Origin of the sequence: Longimycelium tulufanense, from assembly GCF_014645795.1 — a bacterium.
Classification (GTDB): domain Bacteria; phylum Actinomycetota; class Actinomycetes; order Mycobacteriales; family Pseudonocardiaceae; genus Longimycelium; species Longimycelium tulufanense.
In genome coordinates this window covers 63,827-87,414 of the sequence record NZ_BMMK01000024.1, presented here as the reverse complement: position 1 = coordinate 87,414, position 23,588 = coordinate 63,827, and the positions used below count along the sequence as shown (strand labels likewise).

Here is a 23,588-nt window from a genome sequence, read left to right as displayed (position 1 = left end):
TACTCTCGGTCGATCTCGACTAGGAGCGTGCGCGACGTGATCAACGCACGCCCGCGTTCCACGTGAGCAACATCATCATTACCAAAACCAGCACAATCACAACGCCACTTGAGCTGGCAACGATAAGAACTGTGGCCAACCGCCAGCGCACGGGGTGGTCGTCGCTGCCTTCGGAGGCACTCGCAACCGACCCTGCCCCCGGATTCGCCCCGACCGTCAAACCGGTACCACCATTTCCTGACTTCGACGTTCTTGCGAGTTCCCAGAGGCCGAGCAGCCGAATGCTGTCCCCACCGCATAACTCACCTATTGCCTTGACCGCACCCCGGGGAGGCAGGACCTTTCCGTTTATGTAGCGCTCCAGCGAAGAGTCACTGTAAGGTGTTCCCTTCGCGCGGAGACGTGCCTCCATCTGAGCATAGCTCAACCCAGCCTCACGTTTCAATTTCTGCAACTCATGTACCAGCCAGTCCCAGGCCAGTCGCCTTTCCTCGATCGAACGTTCCTCGGCCCCCTGTTCACTCCCCGTGGAGTTCTGCCGTCGCAGATCTCTCAAGTTCCCCTCTCCCCGGGTCACCGCGCCCATAAGGTACGGCTCTCACCTGTTCATCGCCATCCTAGGTCAGGAATAAACGACGACGTTCCGCTGTCCGGGTGGCCGGCCCCTACTCCGGTCGGCGGGTTTTTTGGTATCCGACCAGGCGCAACTACGGTCAAATTTGCCTTCGAGACATCACATCCATGCCTTGTCGACAGGCTTCTGCCTTGTCGCGCTTTGCCCTGCTGCTTCGAGCCTTTGTCGGTTCAGGACGCCTCCGCGCATGACCGATATCCGAACCGCCTCGTTACGGCGTACTGTTCGAACAGACTCCGGGATGACGCTCTCACTCACTCGCTGCTTGGCTAAAGTCTCGCCGCGCATCGAGCGGTACCTCAGCCGGGCCAGGCACCGGTCTTGTGGAAGTGCTCGAGAACTTCCAGGTGTGGAGCGAGATCGAGTCCCTCGGCGGCCACCCAGGCATCGTCGTAGTAGGTGCGGGCGTACCGCTCTCCGCCGTCACAGAGCAGGGTCACGATGCTGCCCTGCTGCCCGGCAGCTCGCATCTGGGCGAGAAGCTGGAACGCGCCCCACAGGTTGGTGCCCGTGGAGCCACCAACACGACGACCGAGCACGAGCTCGGCGTACCGGATCGCGGCGAGGGAACCGGCATCCGGCACCTTGATCATCCGATCAATGGCCTGGCCGACGAACGACGGCTCGACCCGGGGCCGCCCAATGCCCTCGATCCGCGACCCGCGGTCGGCGCTCAGGGTCGGGTCCCCGTCCCGCCATGCCTCGAAGAACACGGAGAACTCCGGGTCCACCACGGCCAGCCGGGTGTGGTGCCTGCGATACCGCACGTACCGCCCGATCGTTGCGCTGGTCCCACCGGTCCCGGCACCCACCACGATCCATGTCGGCTCGGGGTGTGTTTCCAGCGCCATCTGCTCGAAGATGGATTCCGCGATGTTGTTGTTGCCCCGCCAGTCGGTCGCGCGCTCCGCATGGGTGAACTGGTCCATGAAATGGCCATCCAGCTTCGCGGCGAGCCGGTGCGACTCGTCATAGATCGCGGCCGGCGAGTCCACGAAGTGGCAGCGGCCACCCTGCCGCTCGATCAGCGCGACCTTCTCCCTGCTCGTCGAGCGCGGCATCACCGCGATGAACGGCAACCCGACGAGACTGGCGAAGTACGCCTCCGAGACCGCGGTGGATCCTGAGGACGCCTCGATCACCGGTGTCCCGTCCACGATCCAGCCGTTGCAGATCGCATAGAGGAACAGCGACCGAGCCAGCCGATGCTTGAGCGAGCCGGTCGGATGGGTGGACTCGTCCTTGAGGTAAAGATCGATACCCCACTCGGCCGGAAGCGGGTAGCGCAGGAGGTGGGTGTCGGCGCTGCGGTTGGCGTCGGCCTCGATCACCCGGACAGCCTCGTTGACCCAGCTCCGGGTGGTGTCGCAAAACCGGTCGACCTGCACGAAGGCGCAGCGTAACCGGGGCGACCGGTTTTCGCGCGCGATCCTCCGAGCCGGTGGTTTCGCAGGCCGCGTGCTGTCTCCGCCGCCGGGTTACCCCGACCATGGTCACCAACATCTCACCCAGACGGCACATCCCGGGAGCGACACCGTGATTCACATGCGCCAGCAGCGGGACGGGCGGGTGCGCGTCACCTTCGTGCTACCGGCGGACGACCCGGACGGCCCGGTCAGCGTCGTCGGCAACTTCAATGACTGGACGCCGGGCCGCCATCTGCTCCGCCGCCGTTCCAACGGCACGCGGTCGGCGGTCGTCATGGTCACGCCCGGCAGTAACCTGCTCTTCCGCTACCTCGGCAGCGACGGGTACTGGTTCGACGACGAGCACGTCGAAATTCGGGACGGCGCGAACTGCATGATCCGAGCCTGACACCTGTCCAGTCCGGCCGAGTGTGCGCGGTTGCGCGAGCGGAAGGTTGCCCGCTCTGCCGCGTCGTGCCGCCCCGGCAAGGTGTGGAGTCCGACACACTCTCGGCCGCTCCGCGGTCCGGGCGGCCGAGATCCACAAGGGAACCTTTACCAAGCGCTCTTTACTGGGCTCCTGGTCCCTCGTCGCGCGGCTGCTCGCCGCGGAGCTGCGCCCGCAGCTTCTCGCGCTCGGCCCGGCGGCGTGCGCCGGCCGCAGCCAGCCCGGTCGCCACGCGCACCCGCAGCCCCCGGAAGAGCAGCAACGACAGCGGCAGGCCGAGTACCACGCCCACCGCGAGCGCCACCAGCAGGGGCACCCGGGCCAGCATCAGCAGCCCCGCCACCGCGAGCACCAGCAGCAGCCGGGCCAGGGTGTAGAGGGTGACGTCGCGCACCAGCTCCAGCCGGCTGGGCACGCGAGCCTCCGGGGCGGGTTCCTGCACGTCGTCTGCGGCCACGTTGGGCCAGGCTACGCGCTGGGCCGATCCTGCGACGGCGCCGGGGGCAGCATCGAGTCGGGGGTGTTCGGCCGGCCCTCGAACCGGGTGGACAACACCACCGTGGTCCGGGTCCGCGCCACGCCCTTGATCCGGCGCAGCCGGCCTAACGAGCGCTCCAGCTCGTCCACGGTGGGCACCCGGATCTTGACCACGAACGCTTCGTCACCGGCCACCGCGTAACAGGACTCCACCTCGGGAAGCTCGGCCAGGGCCGCCGCGATCTCGTCGTCGTCACCGGTGTCGGTGGGCTGGATCCCCACCAGGGCGGTGGCACCCAGCCCGACCGACCGCGGATCCACCACGGCGTGATAGCCGAGGATCACCCCGGACGACTCCAGCTTTCCGACCCGCTCGTGCACCGCCGAGGCCGAGAGCCCGACCTGCCGCCCCAGCTCCGCGTAGGTGGCGCGACCGTTCTCCCGCAGCGCCGCGATGATCTGGCGGTCCACAGCGTCCATGGCCTCATAGTGTCGCGTACGGCACATCCACGGCGTCCGCGCCACCCCGTCGCGCGGCACCCTCGCCGGGCCCACCGACAAAACCGCAGGTAGAGGCGCGTCCGTTCTGCGCAGTTCGTCCCTTACCGACCCTTTACCTCCAGGCAAGCGTTCGAGTACCCGGCGGGTCCGGTGTCACGATGCGACCGGAACGCCGGAATCACGGCTGGTACGAGGAGGTCGCCTTGACCATGTCCATCCCGCACACCCGCCAGTCCACCGAGCGCCTGCTTACCCCGGGCGAAGTGGCCTCGCTGTTCCGCGTCGACCCGAAGACCGTGACCCGTTGGGCGACCGCCGGCCGGATCGGCTCGATCCGTACCCCGGGTGGTCACCGCCGGTTCCGCGAGTCCGAGGTGCAGGCGCTGCTCGCCACGCTCACGACGGAGGCCAGCACCGCCGACGCCCGTTGATCAGGAAGGTTCTCCACCCGGTTACGGGTCGCCGGCAACGGTGGTGACCCGTAACGGGTGGTGAGACCGCTCACCGGGAACCCGGCGAATCGGGCTAGTCTCGACGGCACGCGGGGTACTCCTCGCGACCGGGGCATGAAGGAGGTGGAGCGGTGCTGTACCTGCTCGCGGCGATCGGTGCGCTGACCGTCGCTGTGCTGTTGTGGCGCGCGTTCGGCCCCCAGCTGACCACGTCGAGGGTCGGCCGGCGGGCTCCGGTTGCTCCGGACGACGACCCGGAGTTCCTCCGCAAGCTCGACGAGCACGTACGCCGGAAGGACGACGAGAAGTAGCCTCGCCGTCGCCGCCGCCCGGCGTGCGGTGTCTGACCATGTTCCGCGACACCTCCGGGCAGCGCGACACGAGCCGCGGGCCGAAGGCGCCGTCGTGCGGTGGCATGGCCGGGGAGTCCGGGGCCGACCCGGCACGCCCACCCAGCCGGGTCCGAGCAGCAACCGCTCCTTTCGCGCGCATGCGGTCCCAGGCCGAGCCGATCGATCGCTCGCGCTCGGCTTGGCAGTGGTCCGAGCCCCCACCACGATCAGTGGGCTGCCCATCCATCGTGGCGCGCTTCCAGGGACGTTCTGACACGTTCTGGCGCACGTTCCGGATGCGTTCTCAGGCGTCGCCGCCGTGGTCGCGTACGGGCAGCACGCCCATCGACGTCATGCGCGGTCGTCCCCGTTCCCGCCCGTCCGACATGGGCCCGTAGTCGGCCTCGAACTCCCGCACGGCCGTGCGCCCGTCGAGTAACGCCGCCTGCTCCTGGGCCGCCCTCCGGATGAGCCGCACCAACCAGTCCGATACCGGCACGCCCGCCGCTGCCGCCGCGAGGATCGCCATGCAGTGCACGTCGGCCGGAACGGGCACCGTGAGTTCCCGCGTGCTCATACCGCGCATCCTGCCACTGCGCTCAGTATCGAGTTGAATGCACTGAGTCGAATACGCGCCCCCAAGATCGAATTCGCGCCGCTGGACCCGATGTCGATCTTGCCGCGCCCACCCGCAATCCCGCCGGAGTTATCCACCGGCCCAACGACTTGTCCACAGCCTTCGATCATGGCCTTGACCTGCACTTTTCTTGATCGATAGGCTCGCCATGGGCTGCGCGAACCCAGGGCGGGCGGGGCGCGTTCAAGTACTCGCAGTTACGGCGACGGGCTTGCCGGCCGTGGTGCGGCGAAACGGGCGGGTGGCCGGGTCCGAGCGACGGACAGAAGTTAGCCAACCGTGACAATTCGGACGGGGCGCAATCCGCGGCATCGCGGCGAGAGCGCCTTCGCTTCGCCGACTGACAACCGCCGATCGAAACAGCCACCCCTCCTTCGCGGTGTTCCGCGGAGGGGCGACAACGGCGTACCGCGACTCGCGCTTACTGGTTGCGGCTGCGGGCGCTGGCGTGCGGGAAGTCGTCGGCGACCGTGGCGGCCAGTTCCAGCAGGGCGAGCCGGGTGGCCGGGGCCAGCCGGTCCAGCTCGATCTCCGCGCCTTCCTCCAGGTGCGGGTCGAACGGGATCCGGCACACCGCCCGGCAGCGGGCCGCGAAGTGCTGGCCGAGCTTGTCCAGGTCCACCTTGCCCGACCTGGGCCGCACCGAGTTGATCACCGCGACCGACCGCGACACCAGGTCGCGGTAGCCGTGCGCGTCCAGCCAGTCCAGGGTGGCCGAGGCGCTGCGCGCGCCGTCGACCGAGCCGGAAGACACGATCACCAGCGAGTCGGCCAGCTCCAGCACGCCCTTCATCGCCGAGTGCATCAGGCCGGTACCGCAGTCGGTGAGCACGATGTTGTAGAAGTGCTCGAGCAGTTCGACCGTGCGCCGGTAGTCCTGCTCGCTGAACGCCTCGGACACCGCCGGGTCCTGCTCGCTGGCCAGCACCTCCAACCGGCTCGGCCCCTGCGAGGTGTAGGCGCGGATGTCGCTGTAGCGGCGCACACGGCTCGCGTCGCGCAGCAGGTGCCGCACGGTCGCGGTCGTCTCCAGCGGGATCTTCTGCGCCAGCGTGCCGCGGTCCGGGTTCGCGTCCACCGCGATGACCCGGTCCCCGCGCAGCGACGAGAAGGTCGAGCCCAGCGTGGTCGTGGTCGTCGTCTTACCGACGCCGCCCTTCAGGCTGAGCATGGCGATCTTGTAGCAACCGTGCAGCGGCTGGTTGACCCGAGTGATCAACTCGCGGCGGTGCAGGTCGTCCCTGCTCTCGCCGAGGTTGATCGTCCTGCCGCTGGCCACATAGATCGCGCGCCGCCAGCCGGACTGCGGCGGGCGCTTGACCTGCTTGATGAGCTGCGCCGAGGACAGGTCCTGCTGCGGGCCAGGCCCTTGCGGCGCCCGCGGAGGGCCCTGCGCCGGCATTCCGCCGGGCGGGGTCCCCACCGGCACCCCCGGCGGGTAGCCGGGCGGGTACGCCGGTTGCTGCACGCGCTGCGGACCGGAGCCGGTGGGGTCGACGAAGTACGGCCCGGAGTTGGCCGGATCGACCGGGTACGGGCCCGACGCGCCACCGGCCACCGGGTGCGGTCCCGACCGGCCACCGCCGACCGGGTACGGGCCCGAGTTGGCCGGGTCGACGTACATCGGCTGGGGCGCCTGCTGGCCGTCCATGGGTATCGGCTGCGGACCGGAGCTGTCCACCGGAAACGGGCCGGAGGCACCGGGATCCGCGGGCCGCACCACCGGCTCCGCCTGCTGTGCCGACGCCCCGGGCTGCTGCCAGTGCGCCTCCTGCCGGTTGTCGGGCTCCTCGTAGCGTCCGGTCACCGCTGGAGTCCCTCCCCTAGCCCTGTGGGTCGCCTGGCACCGAAAGGTAGTCGCCCTGTCGTCCGGGTTTCGCACTGGGTCGACCACGGACACCCGTTCAGCCCAGGTCACACAGGCCCAACCGCGGGTCCATGCCGGCTCAACGGTCACGCGCGGTGACATGATCACGCGCTCGACAGCGGCCCTCCCGGTGCGCCCGACCCTACAAGCCGTCCCGGGATCAGCCCACGCCCGCATACGAGTGCAGCCCGGTGGTCACCAGGTTTACGAAGAACAGGTTGAACACGGTCGCCGCGAAACCCACCACGTTCACCCACGCGGCGCGGTTGCCGCGCCAGCCCGCGGTCGCCCGGGAATGCAGGTAAGCCGCGTAGATGACCCAGGACACCAGCGCGACCGTCTCCTTGGGGTCCCAGCCCCAGTACCGGCCCCACGCCGCCTCCGCCCAGATGGCACCGGCCATGATCCCGAACGTCATCAGCGGCAACGCGAACACGGTCGTGCGGTAGGCGAGCCGGTCCAGCGCATCCGCCGCGGGCAGCCGGCTCCCCAGCTTCGCGAACGTCGACGGGTTCGCCTCGTGCCGCGCCTTCACCAGGTAGAGCAGGCTCGCGACACCGGCCACCAGCACGACACCGCTGGAGATCACCATGGCCGAGACGTGGATGACGAGCCAGTACGACTTCAGTGCCGGCACCACGGGCCCGGCCTGCGCGTAGAGCACCGTGCCGGCCAGGAACATCAGCACCACCAGGGGCAGCAACACGAACGCGCCGAGCTGCCGCACCGAGTGCCGGCGCAACATCACCAGCCACGCGATAACTGCGCCCAGGCAGACCGCCGAGATGTACTCGTACATGTTGCCCCAGGGCACGCGGCCGGTCGCCAGCCCACGCAACGCCAGCGACGCGAAGTGCAGGGCGGCACCGAGCACGGTCAGCGAGACACCCATACGCCCCAACCGCTCCGGCAGAGCACGCCCGGTGTCCACCACCCCGCGCGACGGCTGTTCGGCAAGCGGCACCCCGCCCGCGGCGACCAACGCCTTCTGCTCCCGCTGCACGGCGCGACGACCGAAGGCGTTTTCCGCCGCGTGCAACAGCATCGCGAACACGTAGATCGCGATCGCGGTGGTGTACGAGAGGTCGCTGTACTGCGAGAGCGTGGAATTGATCGACATCAGGGCACGTCCTGTCGGTCGTGGCCGCCACCCGCGGCCGCCCGCTGTGTCTTGTTCGATGTCTCGTCCGGACCCGCCTCGTCCGACCCCGTCCGCTCCGGATCCGCCCGGTCCGCGACGATCTTGTTCGGGGCCGTCCCCGAGGTCCGTGCGGCCAGCAGGTCGCCGGCGAGCCTGCCGAACTCCTCGCCGTATCCCGCCTGATCGGTGCGGGCCAGCCCACCGACCTCGACGACGGTACGACCACCCCCCTCACCGGCACCATTCGGGCGCACCCGCAACCACACCCGCCTGCGCTTGATCACCAGCGAGGCGCCCAGGCCGGCGAGCACGAGCACGGCGGCCACCAGCACCCAGACCTGTGCCGGGTCGTGGGACACCTGGATCGAGATCCACTGCTCGACGCCGTCGAACCGGATCCGGGTGCCGTCGTCGAGGGTGAGTTCCTGGCCGAGCTCCAGGTTCTGCCGGGCGACCTTGTTCAGGCGGCCGTCGCGCACCATGCGCTCGTCGATGCTGAAGATCGACTGCGGGCTGCCGGAATCGGTACCCAGATCCCCGCGGTAGACGTCAACCGCGACAGCCGGATTGTTCACCATCGGGAAAGCCGAAGTGAGGATCTTGCCGGTGTGGTCGTAGGCAGCGGTGGGCGCGAAAAGACCGGTGATGGCCAGCTGATGCTTGCGTCGCTCCGCGGGGTCGGTGACGCCCGGCGGGTCGAACTTCGTGGCGCCCTCCGACAGCAGCGTGGCCGTGCTCGTTGGCCGCCACTGGATCGCCTGGGTCCGCGTCTGTCCGTCGGGGAACGTCACCACGAAACGTGGCGCGTATCCGTGCCCCAGCAGGTAGACCCGGTCACCGGCCACCCGCAGCGGTTCGTTGACCTCCAGCCCGTACGGATTCCAGCGGTCGGTGCCGAGGTCGTCGCCCGCCTGGTAGGCGATGTCGGCGTGGAACGTGTCGGCCTGCCCGCTGGGAAGGTAGTTGGCGCGGAAGGAGTCCACCCGCACGCAGAACGGGCTGAGGTTGGTGCCGTCAACGGTGAGCCCGGGCCGGAACGAGTCGTAGTTGAACAGGCCGGAGTTGCACCACTGCGAGCCGTCGGCGCGCACGATGACCTGGCCCTCGTAGCCGACCAGCTTGCCCACGGCCAGCCCGACCAGGAGCAACATCATCGAGAAGTGGAAGACGAGGTTGCCGGCCTCACGGAGGTAACCGCGCTCGGCGCTGATGGTGCGCACGCCGCCGGGCTCCTCGCCGATCTCCTTCCGCCAGCCGCGCAGGCGCTGGCGCCCCGCCGCGACGACCTCGTCCACGTCAGCGTCAACGGTGCGCTCCGCGTGGTGCGGGAGGCGGGACAGGTTGCGGGGCGTGAGACCGGGGCGGGCACGCAGCTGCCGGAGGTACTCGACGGTGCGGGGCAGCAGGCAGCCGATGAGCGAGATGAACAGCAACAGGTAGATCGCGGCGAACCAGGGCGCGGCGAAGACGTTGAAGAAGCCGAGCTTGTCCAGCCACGGACCGATCGTGCTGTGCTCGGCCTTGTACTCGGCCACCTTCCCGGAGTTCAGCGAGTACTGCGGAAGCAGCACGCCCGGCAGTGCGGCGAGTGCGAGCAGGAACAGCAGCACCAGCGCGGTACGCATGGAGGTGAGTCCGCGCCAGGTGTTGCGCAGGAAGGCCGACGCGGCGGCGATCTGGCTGCGCATCAGATCGGGAGCTCGAATCCGGCGATGGGCTTCTGCAGCCAGGCCAACATCACGCCCCACGCTCCGGTCACCAAGAGCACTCCCACCAAGACGAGCATCGCCCCGCCGACGTACTGCACCTTCCGGCCGTTGCGACGCAGCCAGCCACTGGTGCGCAGCGCCCACCGGGCGCCGAGAGCCAACAGCACGAACGGCACACCCAGACCGGCACAGTAGGCAAGGATGAGCGCGACACCGCGCATACTCCCGCCGCCGGTACCGGCGGCGACCGCAAGGACGGCGGAGAGCATCGGCCCCATGCACGGGGTCCAGCCCAACCCGAACAGGGCGCCGAGCACCGGCGCACCGAGCACGCCGCCGCGCGGCACGCGGTGCGCCCGAACCTCGCGCTGCAAAGCCGGCACCATGCCGATGAAGACCAGGCCCATGAAGATCGTGAGTACGCCGCCGCCCCGCTGCAGCAGCTGCTCGTTCCGCCCCAGGGCGTCGGAGACGCCGATGACGCCCAGCATGATCACGGCGAAGACGACGGTGAAGCCCGCCACGAACAACAACGCGGCACCGGCGACCCGCCAGCGTCCGGCACGGCGCGGCTCGGTCTCGTCCAGGGCGGGCGTGTCCGCGCCCACCAGCCCGGCCAGGTAGGCCAGGTAGCCGGGGACCAGCGGGACCACGCACGGCGAGGCGAACGACACCGCTCCGGCCAGCATCGCGAAGGCCGCGGCCACCAGGAGCGGGCCCGAGGAGGCCAGGCTGGTGAAGTCGGTGCCGCTCACGGCGAACCAGAATACGTAGCGACGCGACATGACCTTGCACCGGGCCACCACACGGGTGACCTGCGGCATTCGCCCGATTCCGGCCCGGGCGGGCCACCGGCGCGGGTCAGGCCGACTCGGCGACCAGCTTCTCCACCGCGGGCTTGAGGTCGGAGTCCAGCAGCGGCTCCAGGAACACCGCGGCGACCCGGTGCTGCCGGTCGAGCAGGATCGTCGACGGCACCACGTTGCGTGGGTAGCCCTTCAACGCGAGCAGCGTCCTGCCCGACGGGTCGTAGACCGACGGGTAGGTGATTCCGCTGTTGCGCTCGAAGTCCTGGGCGGCGGTCCGGTCGAAGTCGCGGACGTCGATGCCGAGGAACTGCACCCCGGAGTCCCGGGTCGCTTCGTACACCCGCTGCAGGTCGTCCGCCTCCGCCCGGCACGGCGCGCACCACGATCCCCAGATGTTGATGACCACGACCTTGCCGGCGAAGTCGGAGAGCTTCACCTGCTTGTCGGGCTCCATCAGGCTCTCGCCGGCCAGTTCCGGCACCCTGCCGCGGTCGGCCGGTGGGTCGTAGAAGATCCGGGTCTTGCCGCCGGGCGAGACGAACTGGAAGTCACCGCCGCGGGCCACCGCGTCGCCGCCGGTGGAGCAGCCGGCCAGGGCGAGGATCCCGAGCAGCCCGGCCACCACCGCGCGCACCCCGCGGTACCGGCGGACCGACCCCGCCCGCGGCCTCATGCCCCGGTCACCGCGGGGTCGGTGTGCCCGGCCGGCTCGGCGTAGGCGATCCGGATCAGCCGCTCGTCGGCGAACACCAGGCTCGTCAGCGAGGCCAACGAGCACTGCCGCTGGCGCGGGTCGTGCCAGAGCCGGCGCCCCTCCAGGAACCGGCGCAACGTCCAGATCGGCAGCTGGTGGGACACGCACACCGCCTCGTGTCCGGCGGCGGCCGCGCGGGCCCGGTGCACCGCGGCCAGCATGCGGTGCGCGATCACCAGGTACGGCTCGCCCCAGGACGGGCGGAACGGGTTGTGCAGCTTCGGCCAGTGCCGGGGGGAGCGCAGCGCACCGTCCCCGACCGCCACGCGCAGGCCCTCGAACTTGTTCTCCGCCTCGATCAGCCGGTCGTCGACGGCCACCTCGAGCTGGTGGACGTCGGCGATCGGCCGCGCGGTCTGCTGGGCCCGCTCCAGCGGCGAGGCCACCACGTGCGTCACGTCGTGGTCGGCGAGGTGCTCGGCGACCAGCTTGGCCTGCTGCTGCCCGGTCCCGGACAGGCGGTAGCCGGGCAGCCGGCCGTAGAGGATGCCCGCCGGGTTGTAGACCTCCCCGTGCCGGAGCAGGTGGACGACGGTACGGGTCAACTCCCCTCCTCCGGAGACTGGGCCGCGGCGGCGGCCGCGGCGGCGTGCGGCAGCGCGCCGGCAATCACCTCGAACGCCGCGTCATCCAACACCGCGGACACGAACCACGCCTCGAACGCGCTGGGCGGAGCGTAAACGCCGCGCTCCAACAACGCGTGGAAGAACGGGGGGAAGCGCCAGGTCTGCGCGGCCCGCGCGCCCTCGTAGTCGCGCACCTCGTCCGCCGTGAAGAAGACGCTGACCAGGTTGCCCGCGTACTGCACGCGGTGCGGTACGCCGACCTCGGTAAGGGCCTCGCCGATCAAGTCACCGAGGCGGCGGGAGTTGGCGTCCAGGGCGGCATAGACGTCGTCGGTGGCGTTGCGCAGGGTCGCCAGACCCGCCGCGACGGCTACGGGGTTCCCGGACAGGGTTCCGGCCTGGTAGACGGGCCCTTGCGGGGCGAGCCTGGCCATCACGTCGGCCCGGCCGCCGAACGCCGCAGCGGGCAGCCCGCCGGACATCACCTTGCCGAAGGTGTAGAGATCGCCGGCCACGCCGTCGATCCCGTACCAGCCGGACCGGGACACCCGGAAGCCGGTCATGACCTCGTCGACCACGAGCAGGGCGCCGTGCGCGTGGCACACCTCGCGCAGGGCGGCGTTGAAGCCCGGGACCGGCGCCACCGCGCCCATGTTGCCGGCCGCGGCCTCGGTGATCACGCAGGCGATGTCCGGGCCGTGCTCGGCGAAGGCGGCCCGCACGGCCTCGATGTCGTTGTAGGGCAGCACCAGGGTGTCGGCGGCCTGCGCGCCCGTGACGCCGGGCGTGGTGGGCAGGCCCAGGGTGGCCACACCCGACCCGGCCTGCGCGAGCAGGGCGTCCACGTGCCCGTGGTAGCAGCCGGCGAACTTGATGACCTTGCGCCGGCCGGTGAAGCCGCGGGCGAGGCGGATCGCGCTCATCGTGGCCTCGGTGCCGGAGTTGACCAGTCGCACCTGCTCGACCGGCTCGACCCGGGCGATGATCTCCTCGGCCAGCTCGACCTCGCCCTGGGTGGGCGTGCCGAAGGACAACCCGTCCGTGGCGGCCCGGCCGACCGCCTCCACCACGGCGGGGTGGGCGTGCCCGAGGATCATCGGGCCCCACGAGCACACCAGGTCCACGTACCGGTTGCCGTCGGCGTCCCAGAGCCGGGCACCCTCGCCCCGCACCATGAACCGCGGGGTGCCGCCGACCGAGTGAAACGCCCGGACCGGGGAGTTCACCCCACCAGGAATGGCCCGGGTCGCGCGGTCGAACAGGGCCCGGGACGCTGCCGTCTGGGTAGCCGTGGTCTCACCTGGGGCCGTCACGCCCCCAGTGTCGCAGCCCGGGGCGGGCCGGCCCCGCCCACCCTCGGTGACCCCGACCACCCGACCGGGGCAATGCGGGAGCTGCCGGGTGGATCACGCGGCGTGGATGGCCCGGTGGAATCGGTCCGTTGGACCGTCAGCGGCAAGCCGGGTGAACGGCCGTGTCGGCGCCGTTGAACCGTGGCCATCGGGTGGCCATCGGACCGCCCGGCCGCGCTGGGCGTTCAGTGGCGGCGACGGCGACCGCGCACCCGGGAGGACAACACCAACTGCCGGATCGCGTCCAGCAACGCCACCCCGGCCAGCAGGCCCAGGCCGACCCCGCTGGCCAGCCACTGGCCGAGGTACCGGACCACCCGCTGCGGCGCCTCGCCGTCCCGGAACGGGGGGAACTCCACGACCACCATGCCGCGCCGCCACGCCCACACCGCGGCTGCCACCAGCAGCGCCGCCAGCACCAGCTCGGCGACGGCCACATAGGCCCGCCACGGCTGGTGCAGCCGGGGCGGGTGACCGGGCACCCCGGCCGGGGGCTGTGGCCCGGCGGCCGTCGTGGTCTGCTGGGCATTCATCGTCACCAGCTTCTCACGGCCGCCGAAGAACCCGCTGGATGGCGGCTCGCAGGGCGGCGGGGTCACGCGCCCACGCGAGGACGGTGCTGTCGTCGTCGAGCCGCAGCGGCACCGCGGTGGTGCCACGCGGCGGGGTCCAGCCGCCGCCGAGCACCCGCGCCCCGACCGGGACGCCGACGTCGTCCGCGGCGGCGATCCGGCGCACCGGAAGCTCCTCGCGGCCCTGCCGCAGGATGGCGAACGTGAGCCGGAGCGAACAGAGCCGGCGCCGGGCGTAGACCCAGACCAGCGCGGCGACCGCCAGCCCGGCCGCGGCCACGGTCCAGCCGGCCCAGTGCACCCCGCCGCCGGTCAGCGCCTCGACCGCGAGGCCGAGCAGGGCGAAGGCGGGGCCCCACAGCACCGGCCACCAGGTCGAGCCCGGCTCGGCGTACAGCACGCGCTCGGTCACCTGCGCTCCTTTCGGCGGACGGCCCACGGTCGGGGAGACGAGCCCATCGCGGCCGCTACCGGAGCCGGCTGGCTCGGATTCCAGGTTGGCAGCAGCCGGGCACCGCCCGGTGGACGGAGTCCCCGGCGACACGGAAAGCCGCCGGTCGAGGGCTGGGTGGTCGTCCCGGCCGGTGACCAGCTGAAGACCCTCGAGCAACGTGGGCTCGTCGAGCTGGTCGGGAAACACGGAAGGGCAACGACACCTCACGGGTCATGCGGGCCACCACGGGCTCCATCCCGTCCGCGGATGGGATCTCGGGTTCGGTCCCATGCGGTGGCAGCAGTCTTCTGTGATCAGGTAAGGAACATCGAGCCAGACTCGCTCGGCACGTCCGCTGTGGACGGACGAAATTCCCGATCAGGGAGCTGACCTCGAGCGAATCTTACCCGGTGGTCCGGCTTCCCGCGTCGGCTGGATGGCGGTGGTGCCGAGCATCACCGCAGGCTTCGCAGCTCGGCCAGCCAGCGGCTGGTGGCCGGCAACCACAGTGTGGCCATCCCCGCGGCCAGCAACGCGAACGCGACCAGCCCGGAGGCGGTGAGCCCGCCACCGACCAGCAGCAGGAATAGCTGGAGCATGCCGACCACGGTGAGTGCGACGCGAGCCCATACCCGCCCCCGGCGCAGCAGCAGGGCGAAACCCGCGTCGGCGGCCCCGAAGAGGACGTTGACCACGGTGTTCTGCACGAGCAGCGTGCGCACCGCCGCATCCGCCTCCGCCGCCTGGACCAGGCCGCGGTCGACGAGGTTCCGCCGCATCGCGTCCTGGTTCAGCCACAGCAGGATCGCTTGCAGCACAACGAAAGCCGCGAGCGCCAGGAAGAACCCGACCGCGAGATGGGCGGTACGCGGGGCGGGCGGTCGAGTCTCTGGTTCACCCTCGTTGACCATCGTGGCTGTCACCCGCCCTGAGCGAAGAACCGGTTGGCCGCGGGACGGAACATCAGGACGGTCCCGACGCTGAGGACCACCACCTGCAACCCGCCAGCGACCATTATCGCGTGCAGCTGGGGCCGGGAAAGGCCAACGAGGCTGAACACGACGCTGAGCGCACCGAAAATCGTCAGCACGATGCGTGCCCAGTGACGCCCCGCCCGCATCATGAAGATGAACACCAGCCACAGTACGGCGGCGAGACCGGAGACAACGGCGCCGAACGTCAGCCCTGCTCGGCTCGCCACGGCCACAGCGTCGGCCTCACCGGCGGATCCGGTTACCCCCGCCATCGCCACGATCCGGTCCAGGTACACGAACTGCAGGGCGATGCCGGTGACCATGAGCAGCACATTGCCGATGAAGAGCCAGAAGGCCAGGTCGACCTCAGTCGGCCGGCCCTCGCCGTACTCGGTCGGGCGGGGCCGCGGAGCGCAAGGGTAGCCATGACCGGCTTGCGGGAAGCCCTGCTGCGGATACGGCTGTGAAGCGCAGCCCCGTGCGGCCGGTACAGGCGCGTAATCCGCTGGTGGCTGGTGTGGCGGGTAGCCGGGTCGCACCACGTACGGGCTCGGTTGTTGCCCGTCACGGCTCGGGTCGTAGGGGCTGGTCACACGAATGAGCGTAAAGCAGGGCCGAGCCGACGCGCGTCGCTCCGGGACCCGGTGCGTCCAGGATCAGTCGCATGAGATGGCCTTTCCCTAGCTCCGTAGGGAATTCAGGGGGAACCGTGAGAGAGCCGCGCCTCATTTCGCTTGCCGCGGGCCGAAATACGACTGTCCCGGTGTCGCGTGGCGACACCGGGACAGCCCAGGATCTGTCACCAGTCGGTCAGGCCACGCGCTTGGCCGCCTGGAAGTACGCGTTCGCTTTGGGCAGGAACATCAGCACGATGGCCACGATCGACACGAGGACCGGGATGAGGCCGGTGAGCGAGCTCCCCAACGTGAACAGCATGATGATCGCCGTCAACACTGTGAGAGTGATGCGCGCCCAGTTACGGCCCGCCTTCATCTTGAAGGCAAAGAGAACGAAGAGGCCGGCGAAGATGAGGAAGAACACGGCGACAAAACCGATCGTCGCATTGACGATCGTTTCCAGCTCCGCCTGGCTGAGCTCGCCGCCCTGCGTCCTCCGCGCCTCGGTCAGCAACTCGTCCCGGGAGGCGAACAACAGCACCGGCGCGAGCAGCGACAGCACGGCACCGGCGATCCAGAGCCAGAACGAGATCTTGACCTCGGTCGGCGGTTCGAGGGTCTGGGTGTCCGGCTCGGACAGCGGCGGCGGTGCCGGGTAGCTCCCCGGCATGGGCTGCTGCCCATACGGACCCTGGTCGGGGCCCTGGTTCGGGTCCTGCGGAGACGTCATGGTGTCGACGCTATCGGGCGCACTCGACACAGCCAGCGCATATCTCCAACCCGTGACCTCGCCGTGACCCGCTCACCGGCCGGGGTGCCGTCACGCCTGCTGGCGCCGTGCCTGGAAGTATTCGTTGGAACTCGGCAGGAACATCAGCACCACGGCTACCAGGCCCACCAGCGCGCCGAGGGAACCGATACCGCCGGTCGCCGCGAACTGCAGGACCAGGAAGGCAAGCGTGACCACGGTCAGCGTGATCCGCGCCCAGTTGCGCCCGGCCCGCATCTTCACCGCGAAGAACACGTAGATCGCGGCCACCAGCACGGCCAGCACGATGGACAGCGCGAGCGCCGCGTTCACCGTGCTCCGCAGCTGTTCCTCGGCGAGGTCCGGATTCTGCCGGCGCAGCTGCTCGGTGAACTCGTCCCGGTTGGTGACCGACACGAGCGCCATCACCACGCCGATCACGGCGCTGGCGATCCAGATCCAGAACGAGACCTTCACCGCCATCGGCGGTTCCGGTGCCGGCTGCCCGCCCGCCTCCGGCGGCATGGGCGGCGGAGCGGGATAGCCACCCGCGCCGGTGGCTCCGGGCGGGGGCATGCCACCCATGGACTCCGGGGGCGGCGGGGCGGGAAAGAGCGGCTCCGACCTCTTGTCGTTGTCGGGCTGCACGGGTCCGGTCACCCGCCGCACCGTAGTCAGCCGGCGGCTCGGGATCCACGACAGACGATCAGTTTCGCCTGTTCCGGTGACATGCGAGATGGGTGAACCAGGCGTTGGCCGGAGGCAGGAACATCGCCGTCAGCGCGGCCGCGTCCAGCCCGAGCACCAGCACCGAGATCACGACGTCCAACGCGCCGACGTGCAGGCCGAGGCTGGCCGCCAGGCCGGAGAAGATCCCGACGAGACCGATCATTCCAAACAGGACACTCAGCCCGCCGATCACGGCCAGTGTCACCCTGGCCCAGTTCGCGCCCCGGACCATCCGGTTGGCCAGCATGATGTAGACGGCCAGCAGGCCGAGTGTGAAGAGCAACCCGAACAGCACGCCACCGGTGGCCGCGGAATCCAGTTGTTCCTGCGTGAGATCCGGTTTGGAGCGGCGCAGCTCCTCCAGCAACCGGCCGCGATCGGCCAGTTGCTGGACCGAACCGGCGGCGCCGAGCACGGCCCCGGTGATCCACAGTGTCCGGGACAGCCGGACGGCCCGCGGTGGCGGTGGTGGCGCGGACGCGGCGCCGGAATCCACCGGGGACATGGGCACCGTCATGCGTGGGCGCCCCCGGCCAGCCAGCGCGCGGCCTCGACGGCCCAGTAGGTCAACACGGAGTTGGCGCCGGCCCGGCGGATCGAGGTGAGCGCCTCCAGGATGGTGCGCTCGCGGTCCAGCCAGCTGTTGGCCACCGCGGCCTCGATCATCGCGTACTCGCCGGAGACCTGGTAGGCGAACACCGGCACGTCGGAGCGGTCGGCGACCGCGCGCAGCACGTCGAGATAGGGCAGGGCGGGCTTGACCATCACGGCGTCGGCACCCTCGGACAGGTCCAGCTCGACCTCGCGCATCGACTCCCGGAAGTTCGCCGGATCCTGTTGGTAGGTCCTGCGATCCCCGGTGAGCTGCGACTCCACCGCCTCCCGGAACGGGCCGTAGAACGCGGAGGCGTACTTGGCGGAGTAGGCGAGGATCCCGGTGTCGGAGTGCCCGGCGCGGTCCAGGGCCTCCCGGATCACGCCGACCTGGCCGTCCATCATGCCGCTGGGGCCGACCAGGTGCGCGCCGGACTCGGCCTGCACCACGGCCATCTCGCCGTAGCTCCGCAAGGTCGCGTCGTTGTCCACCCGGCCCTCGGCGTCGAGCACACCGCAGTGGCCGTGGTCGGTGAACTCGTCCAGGCATAGATCCGCCATCAGGACGGTGGAGTCACCCAGCTCGGCACGCAGCTCACGGAGCGCGACGTTGAGGATGCCGTTCTCGTCGAGGGCACCGGAACCGGTCGCGTCCCGCCGCGCGGGAACGCCGAACAGCATCAGGCCGCCAACCCCGGCCTCGACCGCGACCACCGCCGCCTTGCGCAGTGTGTCGCGGGTGTGCTGGACGACGCCGGGCATCGAGGTGATCGGGATCGGATCCGCCGCGCCCTCCTTGACGAACATCGGCAGCACCAGGTGGCGAGGCGCGACTGTCGTCTCGGACACCAGACGGCGCAGGGCCGGGGTTCGCCGCAGGCGACGCGGGCGATGGGACGGGAACACCGACGCACTCCCTTCGGGAACGGGGCGGCGGCGCACCGGGCGCGGCGGGGCGGAACTCCCACCCGCACGCCCGGTGCCCCGATGTCAGCGGCGGGCGCGCTTGGTCTTGCGCGGCGGCGGCAACGCGCCCTCGGCGCGCAGCCGGGCCGCGTGCTGCGCCAGCGCCTCGATCAGCGCCGGCACCTGGGCGACCTCCGGCTGCACGTCCACCCGCAGGCCGAACTCGCGGGCGGTCTCGGCGGTGGCCGGTCCGATACAGGCCACGATGGTGCGGGCGTGCGGCTTGCCGGCGATACCGACCAGGTTCCGCACGGTCGACGACGAGGTGAAGCACACCGCGTCGAAGCCGCCGGTCTTGATCATCTCGCGGGTCTCGGCCGGCGGTGGCGCGGCGCGCACCGTCCGGTACGCGGTCACGTCGTCGATCTCCCAGCCACGCTCCCGGAGGCCGGCGGCCAGGGTCTCGGTGGCGATGTCGGCGCGCGGCAACAACACCCGGTCCACCGGGTCCAGCACGTCGTCGTGCGGCGGGAAGTCGGCCAGCAGACCATCGCTGGACTGCTCGCCGGAGGGCAGCAGCTCGGGTGAGATGCCGAACGAGCGCACCTTCTCCGCGGTGGCCTCGCCGATGCAGGCGATCTTCACGCCGGAGAACGCCCGCGCGTCCAGGCCGAACTCGCGGAACTTCTCCCACACCGCGCGCACCGCGTTGGTGGAGGTGAACACCACCCACTGGTAACGGCCGTCCACCAGGCCCTTGACCGCGCGCTCCATCTGTGCCGGGCTGCGCGGCGGCTCCACCGAGATGGTGGGCACCTCGACCGGGATCGCGCCGTGCGAGCGCAGCCGCTCGCTCATCGCGCCGGCCTGCTCCTTGGTGCGCGGCACCAGGACCTTCCAGCCGTAGAGCGCCCGCGACTCCCACCAGGACAGCTTCGACCGGCCACCGGCGGCCGCGCCGATGGTCACCACCAGCGGGCCGGACAGCTCGCCGGCGTCGGCGGCCAGCGTGGCCAGCGTGGTGTCCACGGTGCGCTGGCTGCAGGTGGTGCCCTCGGCGGTCACGGCGACCGGGGTCTGCGCGGCCAGGCCGTGCTCGACCAGGGCCGAGGCCGCCTCGGCCAGGTGCCCGCCGGTGGCGTGCAGCACCAGGGTGCCCGGCGACCCGGCCAGCGCGGCCCAGTCGACGTCGCCGCGGACGTCGGCCTCGGTGTGCGCGTTGCCCAGGGCGATCCCGGCGTAGGCCGGGACCGCGGTCCCGCCGGCCACGCCCGGCACGACGTCGAAGGCGACGCTGGTGCGGGCGACGGCCTGCGCCTCCCGGACCACGGCGTCGGCGGTGAGCGGGTCACCGGCGACGAGCCGCACCACCGGACGACCGGCCTTCGCCTCGTTCACCAGGTCCCTGGCCACGTCGGCCGGGTCACCGACCGCCGGCCGCACCTCGGCTCCCTCCGGCGCCAACGCCACGACCTCCGCCGGAACGTCCGGGTCGGTCACCACCAACGAGGCGCGGGTCAGCAGCTCCTGCGCCCGGACGGTGAGCAACCCCGCGTCGCCCGGGCCGGAGCCCACGAAGGCGATGCGTCCGGGGGTCTTGCGCGCACGGGTGGTCATCAGGCACTCCCCATCCCATTTACTCCCCGGGGCCGCTGAGCGCGGCGGCGCCGAGGTCGAGCAGTTCCGCGGCGAGTTCGCGGCCCAGCTGCTCTGCTGCGGTCGTCTCACCGGTGGCGGAGGCACGGATCAGCTGGTCGTCGGGGGTTGCTGCGACCCCTCGCAACGACAGCCGCAGGACCGTGCGGCCGTGACCGGCCGCGTCGTCCTCGATGTCCTCGACCACCTCGGCCAGTGCACCGACGGGCGCGGAACAGCCCGCCTCGAGCGCGGCCAGCATGGCCCGCTCGGCGGACACCGCGGCCCGACTGGCCGCATCGTCCAACGTGGACTGTAGGAGGTGTTCGACGTCGACGTCGTCGACGCGGCACTCCACCGCGAGCGCGCCCTGCGCAGGAGCGGGCAACATCTGCAGTGGGTCGAGCACCTCCGTGATCGCGTCGAGCCGGCCGACACGGGCCAGCCCGGCACGGGCGAGCACGACGGCGTCCAACTCGCCATCGGCAACCTTGCGCATGCGGGTGTCCACGTTGCCGCGGATCGGCACCACTTCCAGCCCGAGACCGAGCGCGCGCAGCTGCGCGGCGCGGCGCGGCGAGCCGGTGCCGACGGTCGAGCCGGACGGCAGCTCACCGAGGGTGAGGCCGTCCCGGGCGACCAACGCGTCCCGCGGGTCCTCGCGCACCGGGACGGCGGCCAGCGACAGCCGCGGGTCCGGTGCGGTCGGCAGGTCCTTGTAGGAGTGCACGGCGATGTCCACCTCGCCGCTGGCCAGTGCCTCGCGCAGCGCCGAGGTGAACACACCCACCCCGATCTCGGCGATCGGGGCGGTGGAGCGGTCGCCCGGGGTGGTGATGCGCACCAGCTCCACCGGCGCACCGGCGCGTTCCAGCGCCTCGGCCACGGTGCCGGTCTGCGCGAGCGCCAGCGCGCTACCCCGGGTTCCGATCCGGAGCGTCCGGTTCACCGCTGGTCACCGTCCTGTCCGTGGTCGACGGTACGCGGCGTGGACAGCGCCGCGGGCGCCTGCGGGTCGAGCCCGAACAGCTCGCGCAGCGCGTCGGCGTAGGTGGTGCCGCCGGGTCCGGCCGCGAGCTCCTTGACCCGCACCGTCGGGGTGTGCAGCAGCTTGTCCACGACCCGGCGCACCGTGCGCACCAGCTCGTGGCGCACCGCGTCGTCCAGCTCGGGGAGCTTGGAGTCCAACCGCAGCAGCTCGGCGTCCACCACCTCGGCGGCCCGCTGCCGCAACGCTGCCACGGTCGGGGTGACCTCGGCGGAGCGTTGCGCCGCCAGGTAGCCGCGCACCTCGTCGGCGACCAGGTCGCGGGCCCGCCGGGTCTCCTCGCCGACCGGAGCGGAGTGCAGCCGCTCCTTCAGGGTGCACAGGTCGACCACGGTGATGCCGGGCAACGCCGCGACCGCAGGGTCGACGTCGCGCGGCAGGCCGAGGTCGCAGACCACCAGCGGGCGGGTGCTCCGGCCGCGCGCGGCGCTCACCGCGTCGGCCTCGATCACGGTGCCGATCGCGCCGGTACACGCGACGAGCAGGTCGGCGGCGGCCAGCTCGGCCGGGAGGTCGGACAGGGCGATGCCGCGGGCCGGGGTGCCGTCCTCGGCGGTGATCTCCGCCAGCCGGCGGGCGTTGTCCAGGGTGCGGTTGGCCACCACGATCTCGCTCACCCCGGCCCGGCGCAGGTGGGCCGCTGCCAGGCCACCCATCGAGCCGGCGCCCACGAGCACCGCCCGGCGGCTGGCCAGTGCGCCGAGCACCGCCTCGGCGTCCACCAGCGCCTCGGAGACGACGGACGCACCGGCCTGGTCGATGCCGGTCTCGGTGTGCACGCGCTTGCCGACGCGCAGCGCGTGCTGCACGACCTCGTGCAGCACGCGGCCGGTGGCGCCGGCCGTCTCCGCCACCTGGTAGGCGGTCCGGAGCTGGCCCAGGATCTGCGCCTCGCCGACCACCATCGAGTCCAGCCCGGCGGCCACCGTGAACAGGTGCTCGGCCGCGGCGCCCGCGTAGTGCACGTACAGGTGCCCGAAGAGCTCGGTGACGTCGAACCCGGCGTGCCGGGCCAGCACGCCGGCGATGTCGGCCAGGCCGCCGTGGAACGCCTCAACCGCGGCGTACACCTCGACCCGGTTGCAGGTCGAGAGCAGCACGGCCTCGCCGACGTTCGGGCAGCGAAGCAGCTCGTCGAGCAGCTTCGGCGCGTCGTCGGCGGACACCGCGGCCCGCTCGAGCACCCGCACCTCGGCGGTGCGGTGGGACAGGCCGATGGCGAGCAGGCTCACCGGCGGATCACCACCCCGTCCACATCGGACAGATCCGGTCCCCCGCCGCTCTCGGTGGCCTCGTCGGCACGCCGTGCGACGTGGAAGGACAAGATCTGCATCTCCACAGCCAGGTCGACCTTGCGCACCTCGACGTAATCCGGAACCTGGAGCACGACGGGCGCGAAGTTCAGGATGCACTGGACGCCGGCCGCGACCAAGCGGTCGCAGACCTCCTGGGCGGCCTTGGGTGGGGTCGCGATCACCCCGATGGAGACCTCGCGCTCGGCGACCACGCGGGAGATGTCGTCGATGTGATCGACCGGGATACCGCCGACCGGCACGCCGATCAGGTCCGGGTCGACGTCGAACAACGCGGTGACCGGGAAGCCGCGGCCGGGGAACCCACCGTAGTTGGCCAAGGCGTGACCGAGATTACCGATGCCGACGACGCACACGCTGTGCTTGCGGGTCAGGCCGAGGATGCGCTCGATCTGGCCGACCAGCACCTCGACCTCGTAACCGACGCCACGGGTGCCGTAGGAGCCGATGTAGGAGAGGTCCTTGCGCAGTTTGGCGGAGTTCACACCGGCCGCGTTGGCCAGTTCCTCACTGGAGATCGTGTTCACGCCCTGCTCCGCAAGACCGGACAGCACCCGCAGGTAGACGGCCAGCCGGGCGACCGCCGCCTCGGGGATCGCGCGCGCCCGCTCGCGGGTGAGGGCCGTTGGCTCCTCGACGTGCTCCGCCGTGTCGGCGCCGGGGGCGCCGTCGGCGCGATCGGCTCCGGGGGCGGTCGGGGTGCCGGTCACGACCTCGTCACCCTCGTCCCGCTGTGCCGCCACGCTGTACTCCTCTGCCGACCCGCGCGCCCCTCCCGCAGTGGACCTGGGTGGATTCCGAGTGGGTTTCCGCCGAAGCCCTTGACGGCGCGACGAAGACACGGTAGCCGCTTGTGAACGCAGGCACAAAGTTGCGCGTCCACGGCATGACGAGACGCACAGGACGGCTGCGACACAGGTCACGGCGACCGCCC

At 71.0% G+C, this 23,588-nt stretch carries 26 protein-coding genes and 1 pseudogene; 3 read left to right on the top strand and 24 right to left on the bottom strand.

Annotation, left to right across the window (positions count from 1 at the left end; translation table 11 throughout):
• Positions 1-40 precede the first annotated feature (40 nt).
• Positions 41-556: a helix-turn-helix domain-containing protein gene (locus tag IEY55_RS22165; RefSeq protein ID WP_189060444.1), complete on the bottom strand. Its 516-nt coding sequence runs from the start codon at positions 554-556 to the stop codon at positions 41-43.
• Positions 557-933: 377 nt separating this feature from the next.
• The gene (gene cds1, locus IEY55_RS22160; RefSeq protein WP_189060443.1) at positions 934-2,022 is read right to left on the bottom strand and encodes an L-cysteine desulfhydrase Cds1; all 1,089 of its coding nucleotides are present in this window, start codon (positions 2,020-2,022) and stop codon (positions 934-936) included.
• A 157-nt stretch (positions 2,023-2,179) separates the two neighbouring features.
• On the opposite strand from cds1, the gene IEY55_RS22155 reads away from it, so the two are divergent.
• Entirely contained in the window at positions 2,180-2,449 is a 270-nt protein-coding gene (locus tag IEY55_RS22155) for an early set domain-containing protein (RefSeq protein ID WP_373290046.1), read from the top strand.
• Positions 2,450-2,696: 247 nt separating this feature from the next.
• Here IEY55_RS22155 and IEY55_RS33065 read toward each other — a convergent pair.
• Positions 2,697-2,882: pseudogene (locus IEY55_RS33065) on the bottom strand (DUF4229 domain-containing protein); the annotation flags it as partial.
• Between the two features lie 74 nt (positions 2,883-2,956).
• Complete coding sequence (locus IEY55_RS22145) at positions 2,957-3,445, bottom strand: Lrp/AsnC family transcriptional regulator (RefSeq protein WP_189060441.1); 489 nt, start codon at positions 3,443-3,445, stop codon at positions 2,957-2,959.
• Between the two features lie 230 nt (positions 3,446-3,675).
• Here IEY55_RS22145 and IEY55_RS22140 point away from each other — a divergent pair, with 230 nt between their 5' ends.
• Both IEY55_RS22140 and IEY55_RS22135 read left to right on the top strand, forming a co-directional pair.
• Entirely contained in the window at positions 3,676-3,897 is a 222-nt protein-coding gene (locus IEY55_RS22140; protein WP_189060465.1) for a BldC family transcriptional regulator, read from the top strand.
• Positions 3,898-4,049: 152 nt separating this feature from the next.
• A complete protein-coding gene (locus IEY55_RS22135; protein WP_189060440.1) occupies positions 4,050-4,229 on the top strand; it encodes a hypothetical protein in 180 nt (59 codons plus the stop codon).
• Between the two features lie 325 nt (positions 4,230-4,554).
• On the opposite strand, the gene IEY55_RS22130 is transcribed toward IEY55_RS22135, so the two are convergent.
• The 20 genes from IEY55_RS22130 to IEY55_RS22035 form a co-directional block, all read right to left on the bottom strand.
• On the bottom strand, positions 4,555-4,827 hold the full coding sequence (locus IEY55_RS22130) for a hypothetical protein (protein ID WP_189060439.1): 273 nt from the start codon (positions 4,825-4,827) through the stop codon (positions 4,555-4,557).
• A 481-nt stretch (positions 4,828-5,308) separates the two neighbouring features.
• Positions 5,309-6,694, bottom strand: coding sequence for a MinD/ParA family ATP-binding protein (locus tag IEY55_RS22125; RefSeq protein WP_229686630.1), 1,386 nt, complete (start codon positions 6,692-6,694; stop codon positions 5,309-5,311).
• A gap of 220 nt (positions 6,695-6,914) precedes the next feature.
• Complete coding sequence (ccsB, locus tag IEY55_RS22120) at positions 6,915-7,874, bottom strand: c-type cytochrome biogenesis protein CcsB (protein WP_189060437.1); 960 nt, start codon at positions 7,872-7,874, stop codon at positions 6,915-6,917.
• A complete protein-coding gene (gene resB, locus IEY55_RS22115) occupies positions 7,874-9,583 on the bottom strand; it encodes a cytochrome c biogenesis protein ResB (protein WP_189060436.1) in 1,710 nt (569 codons plus the stop codon). Before resB ends, ccsB begins: the two co-directional genes overlap by 1 nt.
• Complete coding sequence (locus tag IEY55_RS22110; protein ID WP_229686637.1) at positions 9,583-10,293, bottom strand: cytochrome c biogenesis CcdA family protein; 711 nt, start codon at positions 10,291-10,293, stop codon at positions 9,583-9,585. Before IEY55_RS22110 ends, resB begins: the two co-directional genes overlap by 1 nt.
• A 172-nt stretch (positions 10,294-10,465) precedes the next feature.
• Complete coding sequence (locus IEY55_RS22105; RefSeq protein WP_189060434.1) at positions 10,466-11,086, bottom strand: TlpA family protein disulfide reductase; 621 nt, start codon at positions 11,084-11,086, stop codon at positions 10,466-10,468.
• Entirely contained in the window at positions 11,083-11,712 is a 630-nt protein-coding gene (locus IEY55_RS22100) for a histidine phosphatase family protein (protein ID WP_189060433.1), read from the bottom strand. The genes IEY55_RS22105 and IEY55_RS22100 overlap by 4 nt, the downstream gene beginning before the upstream one ends.
• A complete protein-coding gene (hemL, locus tag IEY55_RS22095) occupies positions 11,709-13,046 on the bottom strand; it encodes a glutamate-1-semialdehyde 2,1-aminomutase (protein ID WP_189060432.1) in 1,338 nt (445 codons plus the stop codon). Before hemL ends, IEY55_RS22100 begins: the two co-directional genes overlap by 4 nt.
• A gap of 224 nt (positions 13,047-13,270) precedes the next feature.
• Positions 13,271-13,618 (bottom strand): hypothetical protein, encoded by a 348-nt coding sequence (locus IEY55_RS22090; RefSeq protein WP_229686629.1) that lies wholly within the window; start codon positions 13,616-13,618, stop codon positions 13,271-13,273.
• A 13-nt stretch (positions 13,619-13,631) separates the two neighbouring features.
• On the bottom strand, positions 13,632-14,069 hold the full coding sequence (gene mce1N, locus IEY55_RS22085; RefSeq protein ID WP_189060431.1) for a transport-regulating membrane protein Mce1N: 438 nt from the start codon (positions 14,067-14,069) through the stop codon (positions 13,632-13,634).
• 476 nt (positions 14,070-14,545) lie between these two features.
• A complete protein-coding gene (locus IEY55_RS22080; protein WP_189060430.1) occupies positions 14,546-15,013 on the bottom strand; it encodes a hypothetical protein in 468 nt (155 codons plus the stop codon).
• Positions 15,010-15,657, bottom strand: a complete 648-nt coding sequence (locus IEY55_RS22075; protein WP_189060429.1) for a DUF3824 domain-containing protein — start codon at positions 15,655-15,657, stop codon at positions 15,010-15,012. The genes IEY55_RS22080 and IEY55_RS22075 overlap by 4 nt, the downstream gene beginning before the upstream one ends.
• Positions 15,658-15,874: 217 nt before the next feature.
• Positions 15,875-16,411, bottom strand: a complete 537-nt coding sequence (locus IEY55_RS22070; RefSeq protein ID WP_189060428.1) for a hypothetical protein — start codon at positions 16,409-16,411, stop codon at positions 15,875-15,877.
• A gap of 90 nt (positions 16,412-16,501) precedes the next feature.
• Positions 16,502-17,089: a hypothetical protein gene (locus tag IEY55_RS22065; protein ID WP_189060427.1), complete on the bottom strand. Its 588-nt coding sequence runs from the start codon at positions 17,087-17,089 to the stop codon at positions 16,502-16,504.
• Positions 17,090-17,135: 46 nt separating this feature from the next.
• Positions 17,136-17,675 carry a hypothetical protein gene (locus IEY55_RS22060; protein WP_189060426.1) on the bottom strand — a complete coding sequence of 180 codons (540 nt, stop codon included), beginning with the start codon at positions 17,673-17,675 and terminating at the stop codon, positions 17,136-17,138.
• Positions 17,672-18,658 (bottom strand): porphobilinogen synthase, encoded by a 987-nt coding sequence (gene hemB / locus IEY55_RS22055; RefSeq protein WP_189060425.1) that lies wholly within the window; start codon positions 18,656-18,658, stop codon positions 17,672-17,674. The genes IEY55_RS22060 and hemB overlap by 4 nt, the downstream gene beginning before the upstream one ends.
• Before the next feature lie 84 nt (positions 18,659-18,742).
• On the bottom strand, positions 18,743-20,275 hold the full coding sequence (locus tag IEY55_RS22050; protein ID WP_189060424.1) for a bifunctional uroporphyrinogen-III C-methyltransferase/uroporphyrinogen-III synthase: 1,533 nt from the start codon (positions 20,273-20,275) through the stop codon (positions 18,743-18,745).
• A 19-nt stretch (positions 20,276-20,294) separates the two neighbouring features.
• Entirely contained in the window at positions 20,295-21,242 is a 948-nt protein-coding gene (gene hemC, locus IEY55_RS22045; protein ID WP_189060423.1) for a hydroxymethylbilane synthase, read from the bottom strand.
• Positions 21,239-22,573: a glutamyl-tRNA reductase gene (locus IEY55_RS22040; RefSeq protein WP_189060422.1), complete on the bottom strand. Its 1,335-nt coding sequence runs from the start codon at positions 22,571-22,573 to the stop codon at positions 21,239-21,241. Before IEY55_RS22040 ends, hemC begins: the two co-directional genes overlap by 4 nt.
• Positions 22,570-23,397 (bottom strand): redox-sensing transcriptional repressor Rex, encoded by an 828-nt coding sequence (locus IEY55_RS22035; RefSeq protein WP_189060421.1) that lies wholly within the window; start codon positions 23,395-23,397, stop codon positions 22,570-22,572. The genes IEY55_RS22040 and IEY55_RS22035 overlap by 4 nt, the downstream gene beginning before the upstream one ends.
• Between the last annotated feature and the right edge of the window lie 191 nt (positions 23,398-23,588).

Coding starts and splice junctions, on each gene's coding strand:
- IEY55_RS22155 (WP_373290046.1), top strand. CDS start 2,180: ATGCGCCAGCAGCGGGACGGGCGGGTGCGCGTCACCTTCGTGCTACCG.
- IEY55_RS22145 (WP_189060441.1), bottom strand. CDS start 3,445: ATGGACGCTGTGGACCGCCAGATCATCGCGGCGCTGCGGGAGAACGGT.
- IEY55_RS22140 (WP_189060465.1), top strand. CDS start 3,676: ATGTCCATCCCGCACACCCGCCAGTCCACCGAGCGCCTGCTTACCCCG.
- IEY55_RS22130 (WP_189060439.1), bottom strand. CDS start 4,827: ATGAGCACGCGGGAACTCACGGTGCCCGTTCCGGCCGACGTGCACTGC.
- ccsB (WP_189060437.1), bottom strand. CDS start 7,874: ATGTCGATCAATTCCACGCTCTCGCAGTACAGCGACCTCTCGTACACC.
- resB (WP_189060436.1), bottom strand. CDS start 9,583: ATGCGCAGCCAGATCGCCGCCGCGTCGGCCTTCCTGCGCAACACCTGG.
- IEY55_RS22110 (WP_229686637.1), bottom strand. CDS start 10,293: ATGCTGGCCGGAGCGGTGTCGTTCGCCTCGCCGTGCGTGGTCCCGCTG.
- IEY55_RS22105 (WP_189060434.1), bottom strand. CDS start 11,086: ATGAGGCCGCGGGCGGGGTCGGTCCGCCGGTACCGCGGGGTGCGCGCG.
- IEY55_RS22090 (WP_229686629.1), bottom strand. CDS start 13,618: ATGAATGCCCAGCAGACCACGACGGCCGCCGGGCCACAGCCCCCGGCC.
- IEY55_RS22070 (WP_189060428.1), bottom strand. CDS start 16,411: ATGACGTCTCCGCAGGACCCGAACCAGGGCCCCGACCAGGGTCCGTAT.
- IEY55_RS22060 (WP_189060426.1), bottom strand. CDS start 17,675: ATGACGGTGCCCATGTCCCCGGTGGATTCCGGCGCCGCGTCCGCGCCA.
- IEY55_RS22050 (WP_189060424.1), bottom strand. CDS start 20,275: ATGACCACCCGTGCGCGCAAGACCCCCGGACGCATCGCCTTCGTGGGC.